At 53.0% G+C, this 17,854-nt stretch carries 14 protein-coding genes and 1 pseudogene; 8 read left to right on the plus strand and 7 right to left on the minus strand.

Annotated features, from left to right (window positions below; translation table 11 throughout):
- Positions 1 to 55: 55 nt before the first annotated feature.
- The 7 genes from nikA to BN2591_RS15400 all read left to right on the plus strand — a co-directional run bounded on the left by nikA (position 56) and on the right by BN2591_RS15400 (position 6,260).
- Positions 56 to 1,627: a nickel ABC transporter substrate-binding protein gene (nikA, locus tag BN2591_RS15370; protein ID WP_086872812.1), complete on the plus strand. Its 1,572-nt coding sequence runs from the start codon at positions 56 to 58 to the stop codon at positions 1,625 to 1,627.
- The gene (gene nikB, locus BN2591_RS15375) at positions 1,624 to 2,565 is read left to right on the plus strand and encodes a nickel ABC transporter permease subunit NikB (protein WP_086872814.1); all 942 of its coding nucleotides are present in this window, start codon (positions 1,624 to 1,626) and stop codon (positions 2,563 to 2,565) included. Before nikA ends, nikB begins: the two co-directional genes overlap by 4 nt.
- Positions 2,565 to 3,398 (plus strand): nickel ABC transporter permease subunit NikC, encoded by an 834-nt coding sequence (gene nikC / locus BN2591_RS15380; RefSeq protein ID WP_086872815.1) that lies wholly within the window; start codon positions 2,565 to 2,567, stop codon positions 3,396 to 3,398. Before nikB ends, nikC begins: the two co-directional genes overlap by 1 nt.
- Entirely contained in the window at positions 3,398 to 4,162 is a 765-nt protein-coding gene (gene nikD, locus BN2591_RS15385; protein WP_086872817.1) for a nickel import ATP-binding protein NikD, read from the plus strand. Before nikC ends, nikD begins: the two co-directional genes overlap by 1 nt.
- Positions 4,159 to 4,944, plus strand: a complete 786-nt coding sequence (gene nikE / locus BN2591_RS15390; RefSeq protein WP_086872819.1) for a nickel import ATP-binding protein NikE — start codon at positions 4,159 to 4,161, stop codon at positions 4,942 to 4,944. Before nikD ends, nikE begins: the two co-directional genes overlap by 4 nt.
- Entirely contained in the window at positions 4,932 to 5,333 is a 402-nt protein-coding gene (gene nikR, locus BN2591_RS15395) for a nickel-responsive transcriptional regulator NikR (RefSeq protein ID WP_086872821.1), read from the plus strand. Before nikE ends, nikR begins: the two co-directional genes overlap by 13 nt.
- Positions 5,334 to 5,465: 132 nt before the next feature.
- Positions 5,466 to 6,260 (plus strand): SDR family NAD(P)-dependent oxidoreductase, encoded by a 795-nt coding sequence (locus tag BN2591_RS15400; protein WP_086872823.1) that lies wholly within the window; start codon positions 5,466 to 5,468, stop codon positions 6,258 to 6,260.
- A gap of 17 nt (positions 6,261 to 6,277) precedes the next feature.
- Here BN2591_RS15400 and BN2591_RS15405 read toward each other — a convergent pair whose 3' ends face one another.
- Together BN2591_RS15405 and BN2591_RS15410 are read right to left on the minus strand one after the other, a co-directional pair.
- On the minus strand, positions 6,278 to 7,255 hold the full coding sequence (locus tag BN2591_RS15405) for an AEC family transporter (RefSeq protein ID WP_086872825.1): 978 nt from the start codon (positions 7,253 to 7,255) through the stop codon (positions 6,278 to 6,280).
- Between the two features lie 354 nt (positions 7,256 to 7,609).
- On the minus strand, positions 7,610 to 8,083 hold the full coding sequence (locus BN2591_RS15410) for a hypothetical protein (protein WP_228007795.1): 474 nt from the start codon (positions 8,081 to 8,083) through the stop codon (positions 7,610 to 7,612).
- A 609-nt stretch (positions 8,084 to 8,692) separates the two neighbouring features.
- Between BN2591_RS15410 and BN2591_RS15415 the strand changes: the two genes are divergently transcribed.
- Entirely contained in the window at positions 8,693 to 9,280 is a 588-nt protein-coding gene (locus BN2591_RS15415) for a DUF4291 domain-containing protein (RefSeq protein WP_086872830.1), read from the plus strand.
- A 667-nt stretch (positions 9,281 to 9,947) separates the two neighbouring features.
- On the opposite strand, the gene BN2591_RS15420 is transcribed toward BN2591_RS15415, so the two are convergent.
- From BN2591_RS15420 to BN2591_RS15440, 5 genes and pseudogenes are all read right to left on the minus strand, one after another.
- A complete protein-coding gene (locus tag BN2591_RS15420) occupies positions 9,948 to 10,574 on the minus strand; it encodes a hypothetical protein (RefSeq protein WP_086872831.1) in 627 nt (208 codons plus the stop codon).
- A gap of 9 nt (positions 10,575 to 10,583) precedes the next feature.
- Positions 10,584 to 11,872 (minus strand): annotated as a pseudogene (locus BN2591_RS15425) (RHS repeat-associated core domain-containing protein); the annotation flags it as partial.
- A gap of 373 nt (positions 11,873 to 12,245) precedes the next feature.
- A complete protein-coding gene (locus BN2591_RS24760; protein ID WP_244173015.1) occupies positions 12,246 to 12,452 on the minus strand; it encodes an SMI1/KNR4 family protein in 207 nt (68 codons plus the stop codon).
- Positions 12,453 to 12,696: 244 nt separating this feature from the next.
- Complete coding sequence (locus tag BN2591_RS15435) at positions 12,697 to 13,323, minus strand: imm11 family protein (protein WP_086872835.1); 627 nt, start codon at positions 13,321 to 13,323, stop codon at positions 12,697 to 12,699.
- Positions 13,320 to 17,852: an RHS repeat-associated core domain-containing protein gene (locus tag BN2591_RS15440; RefSeq protein ID WP_086872837.1), complete on the minus strand. Its 4,533-nt coding sequence runs from the start codon at positions 17,850 to 17,852 to the stop codon at positions 13,320 to 13,322. The genes BN2591_RS15435 and BN2591_RS15440 overlap by 4 nt, the downstream gene beginning before the upstream one ends.
- Between the last annotated feature and the right edge of the window lie 2 nt (positions 17,853 to 17,854).

A 17,854-nucleotide genomic window follows, 5' to 3' on the forward strand; every position in this document is an offset into this window, starting at 1 on the left:
ATTACTAAAATCGTCATACTTTTCTCGCCACCGACTTTTCGTCAGGAAACCGAACGTGTCTTTCTATCGTCAAGCTGGCGCTCTGCTTCTGCTCTGCGCATCCTTTGCCGTTTTCGCGGCACAAAACACACTCACCACCGCCTGGCCGGTGAATGTTGGCCCGCTCAACCCGCATCTTTACACGCCAAATCAGATGTTCGCGCAAAGCATGGTCTATGAACCGCTGGTGAAATACCAGGCCGACGGCAGCGTGAAACCCTGGCTGGCGACAAGCTGGACGCACTCGGAGGATGGCAAAACCTGGGTCTTTACCCTGCGCGATGGGGTGACGTTCTCCAACGGCGAGCCGTTTAACGCCACCGCCGCTGCGGAAAACTTCCGCGCCGTGCTGGATAACCGCCAGCGCCACGCCTGGCTTGAGCTTGCTAACCAAATCACCGACGCCAAAGCCCTTAGCCCCAGCCAGTTACAAATCACCCTGAAAAGCGCCTACTACCCTTTCCTGCAAGAGCTCTCCCTGCCCCGCCCGTTCCGCTTTATCGCCCCGTCGCAGTTTAAAAACAACGAAACGCTGAACGGCATTAATGCGCCCATTGGCACCGGACCGTGGGTGTTGCAGGAATCGAAGCTGAACCAGTACGACGTGCTGGTACGTAATGAGCACTACTGGGGCGCGAAACCGGCACTTAGCAAAATTATCGTTAAAGTGATCCCGGACCCGACCAGCCGCGCAGTGGCGTTTGAAACCGGCGATATCGACCTGCTTTACGGCAACGAAGGGTTGCTGCCGCTGGATACGTTTGCCCGTTTCAGCCAGAACCCTGCCTGGCGCACCCAGCTTTCTGCGCCAATGGAGACGGTGATGCTGGCGCTGAACTCCGCTCATGCGCCCACCAATGAGTTAGCCGTGCGCGAAGCGCTGAACTATGCGGTGGATAAAAAAACGCTGGTCGATGGCGCGCTGTATGGCACGCAGCAGGTTGCCGATACGCTGTTCGCCCCTTCCGTGCCGTATGCCAATATCGGCCTGAAACCGCGCCAGTACGATCCGGCGCAGGCGCGTGCGTTGCTGGATAAAGCGGGCTGGCAGCTTCCCGCCGGGAAAAGCATTCGCGAAAAAGCCGGGCAGCCGCTGCATATTGAACTGGCTTATATCGGCACCGATGCGCTGAGCAAATCAATGGCCGAAATCATTCAGGCCAACTTGCGCCAGATCGGCGTAGATGTCGCACTGATTGGCGAGGAAGAGAGCAGTATTTATGCCCGGCAGCGCGATGGCCGTTTCGGCATGATTTTCAACCGCACCTGGGGGGCACCGTACGATCCGCATGCGTTTATGAGTTCCATGCGTGTGCCGTCGCACGCCGATTACCAGGCGCAGTCAGGACTGCCGGACAAAGCGATTATCGACAAAGAGATTGGCGAGGTGCTGACCAGCAGCGATGATAGCACGCGCCAGGCACTTTACCGGGATATTCTCACCCGTTTGCACAACGACGCGGTTTATCTGCCCATCAGTTACATCTCAATGATGGTGGTGGCAAAACCGCAACTCGGCACCATTCCGTTTGCGCCCATCGCCTCGGAGATCCCGTTTGATCAGATAACCCCGGACGCCGCGCCATGAGCCGCTTTTTACTGCACCGTCTGCTCTTATTGATCCCGATGATCGTAGCTGCCTCGGTGGTGATTTTTCTGCTGCTGCGCCTCGGTGCCGGCGATCCGGCGATGGATTATCTGCGCCTGTCTAACCTGCCGCCAACGCCGGAAATGGTAGCCGCAACCCGCATTCAACTGGGGCTGGATCAGCCGCTCGCCAGCCAATATCTCCACTGGCTGTGGCGCGCGCTGCATCTTGATTTCGGCATCTCTTATGCCACGCAGCGCCCGGTGCTTGAGGATGTGCTGCATTTTCTGCCCGCGACATTGCAACTCGCCGGCGCGGCGCTGGCGCTGATCCTGCTCACCTCCGTACCGCTTGGCATCTGGGCGGCGCGCCACCGGGATGGTTTGCCGGATTTTCTGGTACGCGCGGTGGCGTTTCTTGGTGTGTCGATGCCGAACTTCTGGCTGGCCTTCCTGCTGGTGATGTTTTTTTCCGTGCATTTGCAGTGGCTACCCGCGATGGGCTACGGCGGCTGGCAACACCTGATCCTGCCTGCGGTGTCGATTGCTTTTATGTCGCTGGCTATCAACGCCCGCCTGCTGCGCGCCAGCATGCTGGAAGCCGCCGGGCAGCGCCACGTGACGTGGGCGCGGCTGCGCGGGTTAAGCGACAAGCAGACCGAGCGGCGGCATATTCTGCGTAACGCGTCACTGCCGGTGATCACCGCGCTGGGCATGCATATTGGCGAGCTGATTGGCGGCACGATGATCATCGAAAGTATCTTCGCCTGGCCCGGTATTGGCCGCTATGCCGTGTCGGCAATCTTCAACCGCGACTACCCGGTGATCCAGTGCTTTACGCTTGTGATGGTGATGGTTTTTGTGCTGTGCAATCTGGCCGTCGATCTCCTGAGCGCCGCGCTCGATCCCCGTATTCGCCATCATGAAGGAGCGCACTGATGCACGTTATGAAAACGGCCCGCTGGCCGGTGCGTTTCGCGCTGTTGATCCTGCTGTTGCTGCTGGTGATTGCCCTGACCTGCCAGTGGTGGACGCCGTACGATCCGCAAGCCATCGATTTACCCGCGCGCCTGTTGCCGCCGGGCAGCCAGCACTGGCTCGGCACCGATCACCTGGGCCGCGATATTTTCTCTCGCTTAATGGCGGCCACGCGGGTGTCGCTGGGGTCGGTGATGATGTGTCTGCTGCTGGTGCTGGCGCTTGGTTTAAGCGCAGGCGGCTGCGCCGGGCTGCTCGGCGGGCGCGTTGATCAGGCCATCATGCGCGTGGCGGATATTTTTATGACCTTTCCCACCTCGATCCTGTCGTTTTTTATGGTTGGCGTACTCGGGACAGGGCTGACCAATGTCATTATCGCAATCGCCCTTTCCCACTGGGCGTGGTATGCGCGTATGGTACGCAGCCTTGTTATCTCGCTGCGCAGCCGTGAATACGTGCTGGCGGCGCGTTTAAGTGGCGCAAGCTATCTGCACGTGTTTCGCGATCATCTGGCGGGTGCGGTAGTACCTTCGCTACTGGTGCTGGCGACGCTGGATATCGGCCATATGATGCTGCACGTCGCCGGGATGTCATTCCTCGGGCTTGGCGTCACCGCGCCAACCCCCGAGTGGGGCGTGATGATCAATGACGCCCGGCAATATATCTGGACGCAGCCGCTGCAAATGGTCTGGCCTGGGCTGGCGCTGTTTATTAGCGTGATGGCGTTTAACCTGCTGGGCGACGCGCTGCGCGACCATCTCGATCCCCACCTGGAAACGGAGCACGCCCACTGATGCCTGCACAACTGAGCCTGCAAAATATCAGCCTGCACGCGGAGCGACCGCTGGTGCAGGAGGTGTCGTTAACCCTGCAACGCGGGCGCGTACTGGCGCTGGTGGGCGGTAGCGGCAGCGGCAAATCATTAACCTGCGCGGCGGCGCTCGGCGTGCTGCCTGCGGGCGTGCGGCAAACGGCCGGTCAGTTACTGGCGGATAATCAGCCCGTCACACCGCAAGCGCTGCGCGGTACGACGGTGGCCACCATTATGCAGAACCCGCGCAGCGCCTTTAACCCGCTGCGCACTATGGCTGGTCATGCACGGGAAACGTGCCTGGCGCTCGGTAAACCCGCCGATCACGCCACACTCCTCGCGGCATTGCAGGATGTCGGGCTGGAGGATGCCGAACGTGTCCTCACCCTTTACCCGTTCGAGATGAGCGGTGGCATGTTGCAACGCATGATGATCGCCATGGCGCTGCTGAGCGATGCGCCATTTATCGTCGCCGATGAACCGACGACCGATCTCGATGTGGTGGCGCAGGCGCGGATCCTTGATTTGCTGGCGCAGATTATGCGCAAGCGTCAGCCCGGCATGCTGCTGGTGACGCACGATATGGGCGTGGTGGCGCGGCTGGCGGATGATGTCGCGGTCATGGATAACGGGCGGATTATTGAACAAGGCACGGTGGAAACCCTGTTTAGTGCCCCACAACAGGACGTTACCCGTGAATTAGTCGCGGCCCACCTGGCGCTGTATGGACTGGAGCTGGCGCAATGAACCTTCTTGATGTGAGCGGTGTGTCGCACACCTACCACCAGCGAGCCGTGCTGGACAATATCTCTTTTCAGTTAAAAAGCGGGGAAACCGTGGCGCTGCTTGGGCGCAGCGGCTGCGGGAAAAGCACGCTGGCGCGGCTGCTGGTAGGGCTGGAATTGCCAGACGAAGGCGAAGTGCGCTGGCAGGGCACGCCGTTAAAGCAGCTTAACGCCCGCGCCCGCCAGGCCTTTCGCCGCGATATCCAGATGGTGTTTCAGGATCCGGTCAGCGCGGTGAACCCGCGTAAAACCGTGCGCGACATTCTGCGTGAACCGCTGCGCCATCTGTTAAAACTGCCCAACAGCGAGCAGCAGGCACGTATCCAACAATTGCTGGAAGATGTCGAGCTGGACACCTCCCTGCTCGATAAACGCCCCCCGCAGTTGAGCGGCGGTCAGTTACAGCGCGTGTGCCTGGCGCGTGCGCTGGCGGTGGAGCCCACACTATTGATTCTCGATGAAGCGGTTTCCAGCCTGGATCTGGTGCTGCAGGCAGGCGTTATCCGGCTCTTACAGCGGCTACAACAGCGTTCCGGCGTCGCGTGCCTGTTTATCACCCATGATTTGCGGCTGGTGGAGCGTTTTTGCCAGCGTGTGCTGGTGATGGAGAGCGGCGCGCTGGTCGAAACGCTCGACGTCACTTTACCGCTGCGCTTGTGTTCACCGGCAGGCCAGGCGCTGCAACAGGCGGTACTGCCCGCCTTCCCTCCCTCATTACAAAGGACGCAACCATGCAACGCGTGACCATAACGCTGGATGATGACCTGCTCGATACGCTGGACAACCTTAGCGCCCGGCGCGGCTACAATAACCGTTCGGAAGCACTGCGGGATATTTTGCGCGGCGCGCTGGCGCAGGAGTCCGTGCAAGACAATGAACAGCCGGGTTACGCGGTGCTGTCGTATGTGTATGAACATGAGAAGCGCGACCTGGCGAGCCGTATTGTCGCCACGCAACACCATCATCACGACCTCTCTGTCGCCACGCTGCATGTGCATATCAGCCACGACGATTGCCTGGAGATCGCCGTGCTGAAAGGCAAGATGGGCGATGTGCAACACTTCGCCGACGACGTTATCGCCCAGCGCGGCGTGCGTCATGGTCATTTGCAGTGTCTCGCTGCCGAAGAGTAAGGTTGCCGCCGCCATACCGCGGCGGGTATTAACCCGACACGCACACTTTATGAGCAACAATTGGCAACGCGATCTGTGCCTCAACTGCTAGCCTTAATGCATTTGTGAAATCCACTGAATAAGGGGCAGACAATGAAGATCTCACTCGATGGTAAAGTCGCGCTGGTCAGCGCTTCAACGGGCGGTATTGGTTTTGCGATTGCCAAAGGGCTGGCGGAAAGCGGCGCGGAAGTGATCCTTAACGGGCGTAGTGAAGGCTCGGTGAATAAGGCGAAAGAGATGCTGGCAAAACAGGTGCCGGGGGCGAAGCTGCGTACCGCGATTGCCGATCTCGGCACGGCGCAGGGCGTGGAAACACTGCTGAAAGCAAGCGGTGAGGTCGATATTCTGGTGAATAACGCCGGAATTTACGGCCCGCAGGATTTTTACGCCACCGACGATGAAACCTGGGAGAATTACTGGCAGACCAATGTGATGTCGGGGGTTCGCCTCTCGCGTGCGTTGCTGCCCGCAATGGTGAAAAAAGGCTGGGGACGCGTGGTGTTTATCTCTTCCGAATCGGCGCTGAATATCCCGGCAGATATGATCCACTACGGCGTGACGAAGACCGCGCAGCTTTCGCTGGCACGCGGTCTGGCGAAATTTGTCGCCGGGAGCGGCGTCACCGTCAACAGCGTACTGCCAGGGCCAACCCTGTCAGACGGTTTTGCCGGCATGATGAAAGAGGAGATGGAGAAAACGGGTAAATCGCTGGAAACGCTGGCAAAAGAGTTTGTGATGGCGAATCGCCCGAGTTCAGTTATCCGGCGCGCCGCCACCGTGGAAGAGGTGGCGAATATGGTGGTCTATGTCTGTTCGAAACAGGCTTCGGCCACCTCTGGCGCGGCGCTGCGCGTGGACGGCGGCGTGGTGGATGATATCGTTTGACGGCTTTCCGGCTGGCCTCAGGGCCAGTTCGGATAGAAATGCGTCATCAGGATCATAAACAGCGGCGTGGTCACGGTCGACAGCAGGGTGGAAAGCAGCATGCTGGTCGCCGTCGCGCCCTGAAGCACCTGGAATTTTTGCGCCATCAGATAGACGTTAATCCCCACCGCCATCGACCCCAACAGCACCACTACCTGGCTCTCTTCGCGCGGCAGATGCAGCACCCAGGCAATCAGCCAAATCAAGGCCGGCATCAAAATCAGTTTCAGCAGGCAGATGGTCAAACTTTCCGGTAATCCTTTGCGGATCTGATAGCGCGACAAGCTCATACCGAGGGTAATAAGCGTTAATGGCGCGGCGACCTGCGCTACCATGCTCACCGGGCTATCGAGGAATTGCGGGAGCGGACGATGGATCAGGAAACTCCAGGCGAATCCGCTGAAGATGCCGATGATAATCGGGTTGCGCAGCACGCTCACCAGCGTTTTGCCAATTCCCCGCACCGAGAAGCTGCCGTTTTGCGCCCATTCCACCGACACGGTCACCAGTGTCCATAAAATCAGGCTGTTAAACACCAGCACCAGCGCCACCGATGAGAGGCTCGATGCACCAAGCAAAATAATGGCAACCGGAATGCCCAGCATCACGTTATTGGAGAAAATGCCCGCCAGACCAAACACCGAGGCAGAAACCGCGTCCATACGGAACACGCTTTTCGCCGCGATGCGCCCAATCACATAGATGACAAAACAGGTGCCGAAGTAGGCAATCAGCAGCCGCATATCCACCGGCGGGCTTTCGAAAAACTTACTCATCACTTTGAACAGCATGCAGGGAATTGCCACATTAAAGCAGAAGCGGTTGAGCCCTTCGTTGACCGATTCCGGCCAGTGAGCAAAACGCCCGAGGCAATATCCCAGCGCAATCAATAAAAAGAGCGGTGCAGAGAGCAGCAGTTGTCGCGCGAGCTGCGCGAAGAATTCAGCCGTATCCATTCTTTACCCTGTAAACGTAGTGAAGCGGTTATTTTCTTTTGTTTTCCGCAGTATAGGGGAAGGTATCACTGACGTCAGCGTGCCTGACGTCGAGCGTGAGTGTTTTCGCTGAAAAACATGTCGTTTCAGCCCACGCCCGCAGCGCTGGAGTGAACGACTGATTTTCTTCTCTCTTCTGCTGCCCCCATGCGCCTGAAGGCGCTGTCGCCTGGTCAAGCAGCAACGATTGGCAATGACGATGTAACAGCAGGGTTTGATGGCGTAGCTAATATCGGTATAACAAACTCCGTTGATTTTCCTTAATGCTGAAGTGCCTCAGACAGCATTATTAACGGAGCTTGCAACAGAGGCTTATTATTGGTTTATCCAGCCGGAATGATCGCAGACATAAATTTCATTAAGCGATAAATTATGCGGGATTTGCTCAAGGGAATCGGCAATCTCATCGTATGGCGGCGGCAGCGTAAATGAGAGACCGTAATCCTGGTCAACGATTAGCGTACCGTTCAGGATACGCAGCGCTTTGCTACGTTGAGAAAGCTCTGCCATGGTAATACCGGCATATAATTTATCTTTATATTTACCGGCATAGTTTTCATTGCAGCCGACTGAAACAATAATATCATCCGTGGTGGTGGTGATTATTAAGGTGCCATTTTGTACAGAATAGACATAGCGGATTTCACTGGAGGGTGCAGGCAGAGCATATTCTTTTATTTCCACAGTGTAATTATTAAAAATATCTTCCAGGTAAAGATCAATGGAATCCCCAAGATGAACATTCCCTAATGATATAAAGCTCACAATATCCGCGTTAAAGTCAACCATAACCATCCTTATGTAACCCTTAAACCAACTCTGATGCACGATATATAAAATTAAATAGATCCCAGATGAATCATTACTACATGCGAATAATTTCTTTTATCACATTGCTGGAAATGATGAGCCTTTCCAAGGAGTGTAGCGCATACATTACCTTTTCTTTTATAAATATTTTTTCATCGAATAGCGGCTGTTATGTCCATAAAATAAGGTACGATAAATCCTATACACTATATTTTCATTATAAAAACTACGGTTATTGGTAGGTCGCCCGTCTTGTTCCAAACGCGTTTATCAGTGGCATGCGTTTCAAGCCCGATAAGGAATTTCTGACACAGGTATATATTGCTTATGCTATCAATCACATCACATGGAAAACAGTTAGCGGCATAATTAAGATCAGCCACCTCGTCTGTTGTCAAAAAGTCTCGATGAAATTTTTTTATGCTGAATGTAATTTGTTACATTACGGGAGGTGGAATGCGGTTTGCATAATGACGTGATTATTCGAATGCTAATGTCTCTTAGGCTTCGGTATCATGCACACATCGACGCTAAGCGCTGTGATAGACTGATCCGCCATTTTTCTCACGTAGGATGAGTACAATAATTATGAAAAAAGAGCAGGCAAATGAATTAACTGCCGAAAAGCAGTTAAGAGCATTCTACAACAACGATTTTATCCGCGTTTATCAGGCTTATTCCGATGCCATTGCGGACAGCGCCCTTGCGCATGGCACCTTCGTCTCCCCGCCTTTCAGTATGACCCGTATGACATGGATAAAACCCTCTTTTCTGTGGATGATGTACCGCTCCGGCTGGGGGAAGAAAGATCCAAATCAGCACCGGATTCTGGCGGTTGATCTGAGCCATGATGGGTTTAAGCAAATTCTTAATCAGGGAGTATTAAGCCATCACCGCAACTCCGGGACAGAAGAAGCCGAATGGCAAAGCCAAATAAAAGCGTCGGATGTGGTTATCCAGTGGGATCCGGAGCGTGATATCCGTTTGAACAAACTGGATCACCGCACGATTCAGATAGGGTTGCGCAATCAGGCGGTCGCCGATTACTGCCAGAAATGGATTGTGAATATTACCGATGTTACGGAACTTGCCACGAAAATTCATGAGTTGGTAGAAAATGACCGCATCAGCGAAGCGCTTGAGTTGTTACCGGAAGAGCGGGTTTATGATATTTAATTGAAGTGGGTTTCTCATGTTTGGGATTTAATGTAATGAGTGGTATCCCTATGTCTGAAGGCTGGGGATTGTTACTTGTGGCTTACTTGTTTTCACCTATTTCCAAGATAGTGTTTTATATTTATCAAAATATATTAAAACAATATACATCCTGTATAAATTCAAGAAAAAAAATAAGCCAATAGAATCTTTAATTACATTTTTAGCTGATTGCAACTTTATAAAACCAAAGCAAAAAAAAATAAAAACCAAATAATATATTCATGATAGGCAATAAACTTATTAATTTCTAAACAAATTTACGCTCAGTAAGTTAGAATGCAGTATTTTCATAATTTAAAATACCCATATAATCTCTTGCACTTAAAAAAATAATAAATAAGCACTTCAGATCAACATCAGCCCGGGATAATTGTTGTATACTAAATCACTGATTTTTTAGATAGGAACTGTCATTTATAAATAGAAATCATCGTAGTATCCAAAGCAACTTTGATAAATCAAAAGACTACTTCATCATCTATGAGCCTGATAATCAAATGATTTCATAGCCCCTAATGTTATCCATAACAATAACAGACACAACTTCCGCCCATATATTACCCCCCCATCATTCAATATTAAGGCCAGCATCTTGCTGGCATTACATATTACATTGCCACTTTTCCTAAGAGCTTTTCTTTCTTTTATACATTACTTGCTCAGTGCCATTTTCATATCTATTTATGATCTCTATAAGAGTATTATCATCATTATACATGCATTGAATACTTCTTGTTTTCTCAATATTTTCTGACACACTCTTTTCTTTTATAGACACATTATCCAATAAACCATTACGATAGTTAAAGCACCAAATACCTTCACCAAAAGTGCCTTTATTAAATAATATTATGTTGTTATTCCTTTTGTAAACACGAGCGATGGACTTGAGCCTAAACGTTCCAATTTTTTGAAATGATATACGCTCTGCGAATTTCTCTGTGTAAGAATAAAAACTTCTACTTGTTACTCTATCTCCAGCTAAAACGTTTTCAGTCATAATTAAAAAACCTTGGGTGTCAAAATAATTCCTCATGATATCTTTATCTATTTCATTTGGTTTATCTACTTCAACACCCTTTTTTAAACCATACATTTCATTTTCATACGGATAAAATTCCACCAAAACATTATCCGAATATTTTATAATATCCGTTTTCCTCTCAACTTCACAAACTAACTCATCGTGCTTAGTTCTCTGTTCTTTAAGTAAATTATCATAGTACCTCTGCAATTCAGCCATCTCAATCATCGCTATCTCCTAATAATTAAATTCACCATTTAATATTAACTGCCGAATATTTTCTAAGCCATCAACAAACTCATCAGCATTTTTAGAATTTATCAATCTATCATAAACATTTGTTTATATATATTAGTATGTATTTTACTATGTGCAGGGCTAATTGCATTTGCAAGGAGTTTATCTTGTGAGCTGGTAGGTAAAAAGACTCCATTATAAGAATGGTTAAAGTGCAAATCGAAATCATCCATTTTTGCACGAAGCGCAACCATTCGAGGATCGCTGGAGTTCGACATAACTATATGGTGGGCGGAATTTTTATATCCGGGAGTGATCATTCCATCCTCAGTCATATTTTTCCTTAAAATAGCCGCATCATTAGAACAGCTCATTAACCCCAACGGATCCACCCAAGTAAGCGGATCCACCACATACGTATACGTATTCAACCCACCCAGTAACCCTATCGGGTCCATCTGGGTGTAGCGCCCGCCGCAGGGGTCATAGTAGCGGAAGGTGTTGTAGTGGAGTCCGGTCTCGCGGTCGAGGTACTGGCCCTGGAAGCGCAGGTTCTGCGGCACGTCCCAGTCCGCTGTGCTGTTTTCCCGCTCGCTGCGTCCCCAGGTGGTGGAAACGCCCTGCCAGACGATATCCCCGCTGCTGTCGGTCACTTTTTCCGGCAGACCATTCAGCTCCGTGTGATACCAGTACACGTCTGCGTGCCCGCCGCGGCTGTCGACGCGGGCCAGCGGTTCGTAGCTGTTTTCCGTGTAGACATATTGCACGGCAGCGTCGGGATTGCTGTCGCTGCACTCGCCAACCATCTGCAGGCCTGACCAGGCGTACTGCGTGCGTTCCGCTTTGCGGGTATGGCGTCGCCATACCTGTTTTTCCGTGCGGCGACCGAGTGCGTCATAGCGGTACTCGGCCCGGGTGAACTCCGCGTCGCCCTCAATTATCACCTGGCTGATACGGTGTTCATCGTCATAACTGAAGCGCTGCACCGTGCCGCGATGGCTGTCGTGGCGTTCAGTCATCCGCCCGAAACCGTCATACTCCCAGCGCACACCCTCCAGGCGTTTCAGCAGGTTGTCCCACACCGGCGGTAAATCCGGCGTGGTGCGGTTGTCGGCCGCGTCATACCAGAAGCGTTCTTCACCGGTTGGCTGGATGCTCTGCGTCATGCGCCCTGCCGCGTCGTAGCCCCATAGCGACTGGCGGTATTTCTCCGCAGGCGTCGGCGGCGCGCCGTCGGTATACATCTGGCGGATAATCTGGTCGGCGCGATCCCACTGGTAGCGGTTATCCGTGGCTGTAAGTAAGCGCCGCTGGACTGAAAATAAGGATTTAGCGGATATTAAATAATGAAAAACGGGAGCAATGAATTATTCCTCCCGCTCTGCATATAGAAGATTTATTCTTCTAAAGACGCCTCTATTTCTTGCAGCAATAATTCTGCGAAACTATAAGCAACAATTTTCTTACTTCCATTTTTTTAAATGATAATTCTGTTTCTACTACAGCAAACTCTCCATTTTCATTTTTAATGGAGGTATCTATAGAAAATGACGGGCCATAACCTGAAGATAATACCTTCACCATATTATGTTCTATATCACCTGCTTTCCTTGCTTCTAAGGTTACATACTTAACGTCGGGTGCAGAATTAGCTGATAGCCTCTATTTTGATATTCCATAAAATGACAGACCATTGAACATTAGCATTCCATACTGTCTGAGAAACGTTTTATAAGATTCGGGAAAAGGGGCACCTAAAGATGCTTCATAAGAGCTGATTAAATTTTCTGTTGCAGGTCCGCTACCATAGTGGGCTTCACCGCTATCCGCACTTGCCTGTGCGATTTTCAAGAACAAGTCATCATTCATAGATTAATTTCCCGGTAGACCTGGAGCACTTATTTCATAATAGTTATTTTACCCGTCAGAGCGGAACAGTGGCTCCGCAACACCTTTTTATCCATGTAACGGCACATCAATGCAGAATTCCACTACACTACTCTCTTCATTGTAATCGGGTAACCTACTGTTCTGTTGGCCAGGTCGCTTTTAAAAAATTTTCAAAGCGACCATTTGTAATACTAAAAGTATTCGAGATATTGTTGTTTAATAATCACCAACCAGCCCAGGCATCATATTTAAAATTCTCATCAATAGCTTTGAATGCAATTCCTTTTAAATTAAACATCTCAAACCGTTCTTTAAAATATTTTGAGCATACAGGTTTTGATAACTCCTGACAGAAAAAGAGATTATTTTTTAATTCTTTTCTCACTATAAATAAATCAATCGTGTCATAATATGTTTTATCAAGTCCTCGAGCTTCTGGCGTGTTCAGCAAACCTGATTCAATGTCCTGAGAAATCGTATAGTTAGATTTTTCTTTATCAAGAATCTCAATATAATCCAGTAAAAAAAACAAATAATATCTTTTCTTAGGTTGTTTCTTTTTAAGGAGTGAGACCTCAACAGGAATATGAATGCTGCGTACCTGAGATTCGTCACATAGTTTCAAAAAATCAAATGAAACGAGGTTATCATTAACCAGAAAATCACCATCAAGGTGTGTGGTACTCGCTCTTAGACGATATGCCGAAGAAAAGTCAGTTGCACCTGGCGGAGCAGTAAAAATATCATAGTCCGGCAATTCAGGGGACCACTCCTTATCCATAAAGTACGGAGAACCCGCATCATCTGGCAAATACTCCATAACGTAAAATTGTTCAGTTGTATTATTCATAACAATCTCCCAGTATTCGGATCAATTTTAAACATACCAGACTCCAGACCTTTGCTTGCCCAATCCTGAATATTTTTTACACCCAGAGCCAGTTGAGTATCACTCATCCTGTTTGCCTGACTTGCAAGTTGAGTTAATCGGCCTCTGACGGCAGCGGTATACTGATTATGATTAGACCAGTGGCCAGGGAGGCCTATTTTCCCTGCCAAATCTTGAGATCCAGGTAAGAAAATTCCATTTGAAGCACCGTCGCCATTCCAGCCAATTTTTTGAAGTCTTTCAAAAATTGGCTTGAAGTTTTTATCCTTTATCAGTTCTTCCGGGATAAGGTGATGGTTCGCCATGCCATCGCCACTCCGTGCTCCCATGTTACGACCTAACACGCAACTGCTAAACCCCAACGGATCCACCCATCCCAGCGGATCCACCACATACGTATACGTATTCAGCCCACCCAGTAACCCTATCGGGTCCATCTGGGTGTAGCGCCCGCCGCAGGGGTCATAGTAACGGAAGGTGTTGTAGTGGAGTCCGGTTTCGCGGTCGAGGTACTGGCCCTGGAAGCGCAGGTTCTGCGGCACATCCCAGTCCGCTGTGCAGTTTTCCCGCTCGCTGCGTCCCCAGGTGGTGGAAACGCCCTGCCAGACAACTTCGCCGCTGCTGTCGGTCACTTTTTCCGGCAGACCATTCAGCTCCGTGTGATACCAGTACACGTCCGCGTGCCCGCCGCGACTGTCGACGCGGGCCAGCGGTTCGTAGCTGTTTTCCGTGTAGACATACTGCACGGCCGCGTCCGGGTTGCTGTCGCTGCACTCGCCGACCATCTGCAGGCCCGACCATGCGTACTGCGTGCGTTCCGCTTTACGGGTATGGCGTCGCCACACCTGTTTTTCCGTGCGGCGACCGAGCGCGTCATAGCGGTATTCGGCCCGGGTGAACTCCGCGTCGCCCTCAATTATCACCTGGCTGATGCGGTGTTCATCGTCATAACTGAAGCGCTGCACCGTGCCGCGATGGCTGTCGTGGCGTTCAGTCATCCGCCCGAAACCGTCATACTCCCAGCGCACACCCTCCAGGCGTTTCAGCAGGTTGTCCCACACCGGCGGTAAATCCGGCGTGGTGCGGTTGTCGGCCGCGTCATACCAGAAGCGTTCTTCACCGGTTGGCTGGATGCTTTGCGTCATGCGCCCTGCCGCGTCGTAGCCCCACAGCGACTGCCGGTATTTCTCCGCAGGCGTTGGCGGCGCGCCGTCGGTGTACATCTGGCGGATAATCTGGTCGGCGCGATCCCACTGGTAGCGGCGTTCGAAGACCAGCCGATCGCGCACATTGTCCAAGCAGCGGCGCTGCGTGATGCGTCCGGCGATGTCGTACTGCGTCTCCAGCTCCAGCGCGCCCAGCGTGCGGTGCGTTTCGCGGTGTAGTTTATCGCGCTGATAGCCGGTAATAGGCAGCGTTTTGCCGCCGAACACGAGCTGCATCTCCAGCAGATGCCCGGTGCCGTAGCGCAGGTACTGCATCTGCCGCCCGCCCGGGAATGTGGTGGCGCTGAGGTTACTTAATGCGTCGTACTGATGTTCAAATTTGCCGGCATGGTTCTCTTCGCTAACCAGATCGCCAAGCTTATTGCGCTGGAAAACAATCACTTCGGCATTTTCCGGCTCGCGCATATCAATCGCCGCCTGACGCCACTCGCTGTAGACATAGCGGCGCACTTCCGTTGCCAGTTCACTATAGCGGTACTCGGTGCGGTGCTGCTCGGTTTCCCGCGCAATCATGCGGCCAAGCGCGTCATATTCGTAGTTCATCACCTGCGGTGGCAGGTTGCTTCCGCTAACCGGGTGACGCACCAGCGTGGCGACTTGTTGCAGAGCGTTGTACTGGTAATCGGTTTGCCGTCCGGCGTAATCATACTGACGGGTCAGTAAACCGGTGGCGGTGTAATCAAAGCGCCATTGCTGATTGTTGGCATTGGTCAGCGTCACCAGGCGACCCGCGCGGTTAAAGCGGAAACGGGTCACATGCCCGGCGGGATCGATGGCTTCTGTCACTTGCCCGCGCGCGTTAAGCGTCACTTTCCGCTCGCTGACGCCATCTACGCTCTGCCCGCATAACAGCCCGGCTTTGTTGTACCTGAAAAGGGTTTCGCGGCCATCGGCGCGGATGAACGTTTTGAGGCGGCCTGCCGGGCTCCAGATATAGCGTTCGGTGTTGCCAAGCGGGTCGGTCGTCAGCACAAGCCGACCGGCATCGTCATACTGGCGGCGGCTCAGGTTACCGGAGCAATCCTCTTCGCGGATCAGTTGCCCCAGCGCGTCCCACCAGAAGCGGTGGCTGTTTTCCAGCGCGTCGATACGGCGGAGTAAATCGCCCTGGTCGTTCCACTCAAAGCGGGTTACGCCCCCTTCAGGATCGGTCAACGACACCACATCGCCCGCCAGGTTGTATTCGTAGCGCCAGCTTGCGCCGTCCGGTAACACCTCGGTCAGCGGGAAATCATAGAGCGGATGCCAGGTTTTCAGCGTCGCGCGATCGAGTGGATCGCGCTCCAGCGTCATGTTGCCGCGATCGTCCCACGCATATTCCCAGCGCCCGCCGTCCGGCTGAATCACGGCCAGCGGCTGCTCGGATTTGCCCGACCAGCTAAATTGCCAGTTGCCGCCGTACACATCGGTGTAGTCCGTGATGCGGTACAGCGCATCCCAGTGGTGCTCACTGACCACGCCTTCATCATTGCTGACGCGCGCGTAGCGTTGGGTTTCATCGGCGTCGATACGCCAGTTTTCCAGCACCGCGCCTTGCTCGTCATGCACCTGATAGGCGCTCACGCGCCAGTGGCTGGAGTCGGCGGCGGGACGCCACTGGTAATGCACGGTTAAGCCGGTCGCAAAGCCGTGCCAGGCCAGCATATCGCTGGCACGATCCCAGCCGAACTGACGGGTGACGATATCATCGGCGTCGGTAACGGCAATCAGTTGTCCCTTTTCGTTATAGCGATAGGACACCAGCAGATGGCGCGCGCCACCGCAAACCTGGTAAACCGCACGCAGCCGCCCGAACGCGGCTTCGTACTCCAGTTCCACATCCAGCGCTTCGTTATCGCTGGAGATACGCGCCAGTTGACCTTGTTCGTTCCAGCTAAAATAGTGAGCGTTTTCATGGCGATCATACAGACGGTGCATGCGCCACTCGCCGGGTCGCGTTGGGTCCGGCTCATAAATCTGCTGCTCGCCGTCACCGGTTTGAATCACCATCGCCCCGTTCGGGCTGCAAAACAGCTTCAGGCCATCTTGCGGATAAAAAACCATATCGCCGCTGAGCACTTCGCCCATCCCCAGCTCGCGCCCGCTCATATCGCGGAAGATCAGCTGGTTATCGGCCAGACGCAGCAATCGCGTTTCAAACGGCAGCATCCAGCCGGTGCCGAGCATGCCGGTGGCGCGGTTGCGGCTGTGATAGATGCGCTGCCAGTAAAGCGGCATACGGTCTGGCAGCACAAAATCGAGATCCTCTTCTTTGGCGAGGACTTTTGCGCCGGTAGGAATATTCACCGGGAAAGCGGTATTCACTGCGCTGATGGCTGCGGCGGAAACAACCTGTGAAACGGCCATGCCGCCGAGCGGGCAGATGATCTCTTTGAGCAGACCGCGAATAAGCTGGCGCTCACAGGCCATTTTGATCAGGCGCGACAGCGCGCCGATTCCCAGGCTCCCCAGCAGGTTGCCAATCAGGTAGGCGAGCTGGTTTTTGCCGCTGCGGATGTCGCGCACGGTAATGGTTTCGCCGCCGATGCGCACGCGCGGATCTTCTTTGACTTTGATTTCGGCTTCGCAGGTACTTTTCTCGCCGTTGCGCGCGGCTGGCTGGTTGTTGATTAAAACGGTTCTGGAGCCCTGGGCGACAAAGTTACTGCTGGTGACCATGTGCCCTTTTTTACAGTCGACATTATCTTTCGGCATCGGCGTGGCATGCGGATCGGCGCTCTCCACCATCGGCTGCGTCAAATCTTCCCACAGGTTGGAGCCCCACTTTTTCATGTCGTCGAGCGTGAGATGGCTGGCGCGTTCGGCAACCGCCAGCAGCGCCGCACTCGGATTGAGGGCGGTTTTCATCACCGCCGCAGCGCCGGCAAGGGCTAGCATGCCGATGGCCGCCCAGTCGATGCTCTCATCGGCAGGCGCAGCGGCAAGGTTTTCTAAATAGTTCCTGTCCACCGTCGCGGCGGCGCGTGCGGCGTTTTTTTTCATGATAAAGACATCGTCCGAGCCGGATACGATATGCGCATCCGGCGGTCCGGGGTCGATGAGCGAGTCCACCATTTTCCCGGCCGCATCGCCAATTTTACCCAGCGTGCCACTGACCATCAGTGCGCCAATCGCCACCGCGCCCACCACGGCGCCAATGCCCGTTCCGGCGACGAACATAATCCCCAGGACAATCGCCCCTTCTACCAACCCACTGACCAGATCCGCCAGCGCAGAGCTATGAACCAGCGGGTCTTCAATGCGGGCCGCGATGTAATCCGTCATCC

Source organism: Kosakonia pseudosacchari (genome assembly GCF_900184035.1).
In the GTDB taxonomy this organism is placed as follows: Bacteria; Pseudomonadota; Gammaproteobacteria; order Enterobacterales; family Enterobacteriaceae; genus Kosakonia; species Kosakonia pseudosacchari.

Coding starts and splice junctions, on each gene's coding strand:
- nikR (WP_086872821.1), top strand. CDS start 4,932: ATGCAACGCGTGACCATAACGCTGGATGATGACCTGCTCGATACGCTG.
- BN2591_RS15415 (WP_086872830.1), top strand. CDS start 8,693: ATGAAAAAAGAGCAGGCAAATGAATTAACTGCCGAAAAGCAGTTAAGA.
- nikE (WP_086872819.1), top strand. CDS start 4,159: ATGAACCTTCTTGATGTGAGCGGTGTGTCGCACACCTACCACCAGCGA.
- BN2591_RS15400 (WP_086872823.1), top strand. CDS start 5,466: ATGAAGATCTCACTCGATGGTAAAGTCGCGCTGGTCAGCGCTTCAACG.
- nikC (WP_086872815.1), top strand. CDS start 2,565: ATGCACGTTATGAAAACGGCCCGCTGGCCGGTGCGTTTCGCGCTGTTG.
- BN2591_RS15420 (WP_086872831.1), bottom strand. CDS start 10,574: ATGATTGAGATGGCTGAATTGCAGAGGTACTATGATAATTTACTTAAA.
- BN2591_RS15405 (WP_086872825.1), bottom strand. CDS start 7,255: ATGGATACGGCTGAATTCTTCGCGCAGCTCGCGCGACAACTGCTGCTC.
- BN2591_RS15410 (WP_228007795.1), bottom strand. CDS start 8,083: ATGGTTGACTTTAACGCGGATATTGTGAGCTTTATATCATTAGGGAAT.
- nikD (WP_086872817.1), top strand. CDS start 3,398: ATGCCTGCACAACTGAGCCTGCAAAATATCAGCCTGCACGCGGAGCGA.
- BN2591_RS15435 (WP_086872835.1), bottom strand. CDS start 13,323: ATGAATAATACAACTGAACAATTTTACGTTATGGAGTATTTGCCAGAT.
- BN2591_RS24760 (WP_244173015.1), bottom strand. CDS start 12,452: ATGAATGATGACTTGTTCTTGAAAATCGCACAGGCAAGTGCGGATAGC.
- nikB (WP_086872814.1), top strand. CDS start 1,624: ATGAGCCGCTTTTTACTGCACCGTCTGCTCTTATTGATCCCGATGATC.
- BN2591_RS15440 (WP_086872837.1), bottom strand. CDS start 17,852: ATGACGGATTACATCGCGGCCCGCATTGAAGACCCGCTGGTTCATAGC.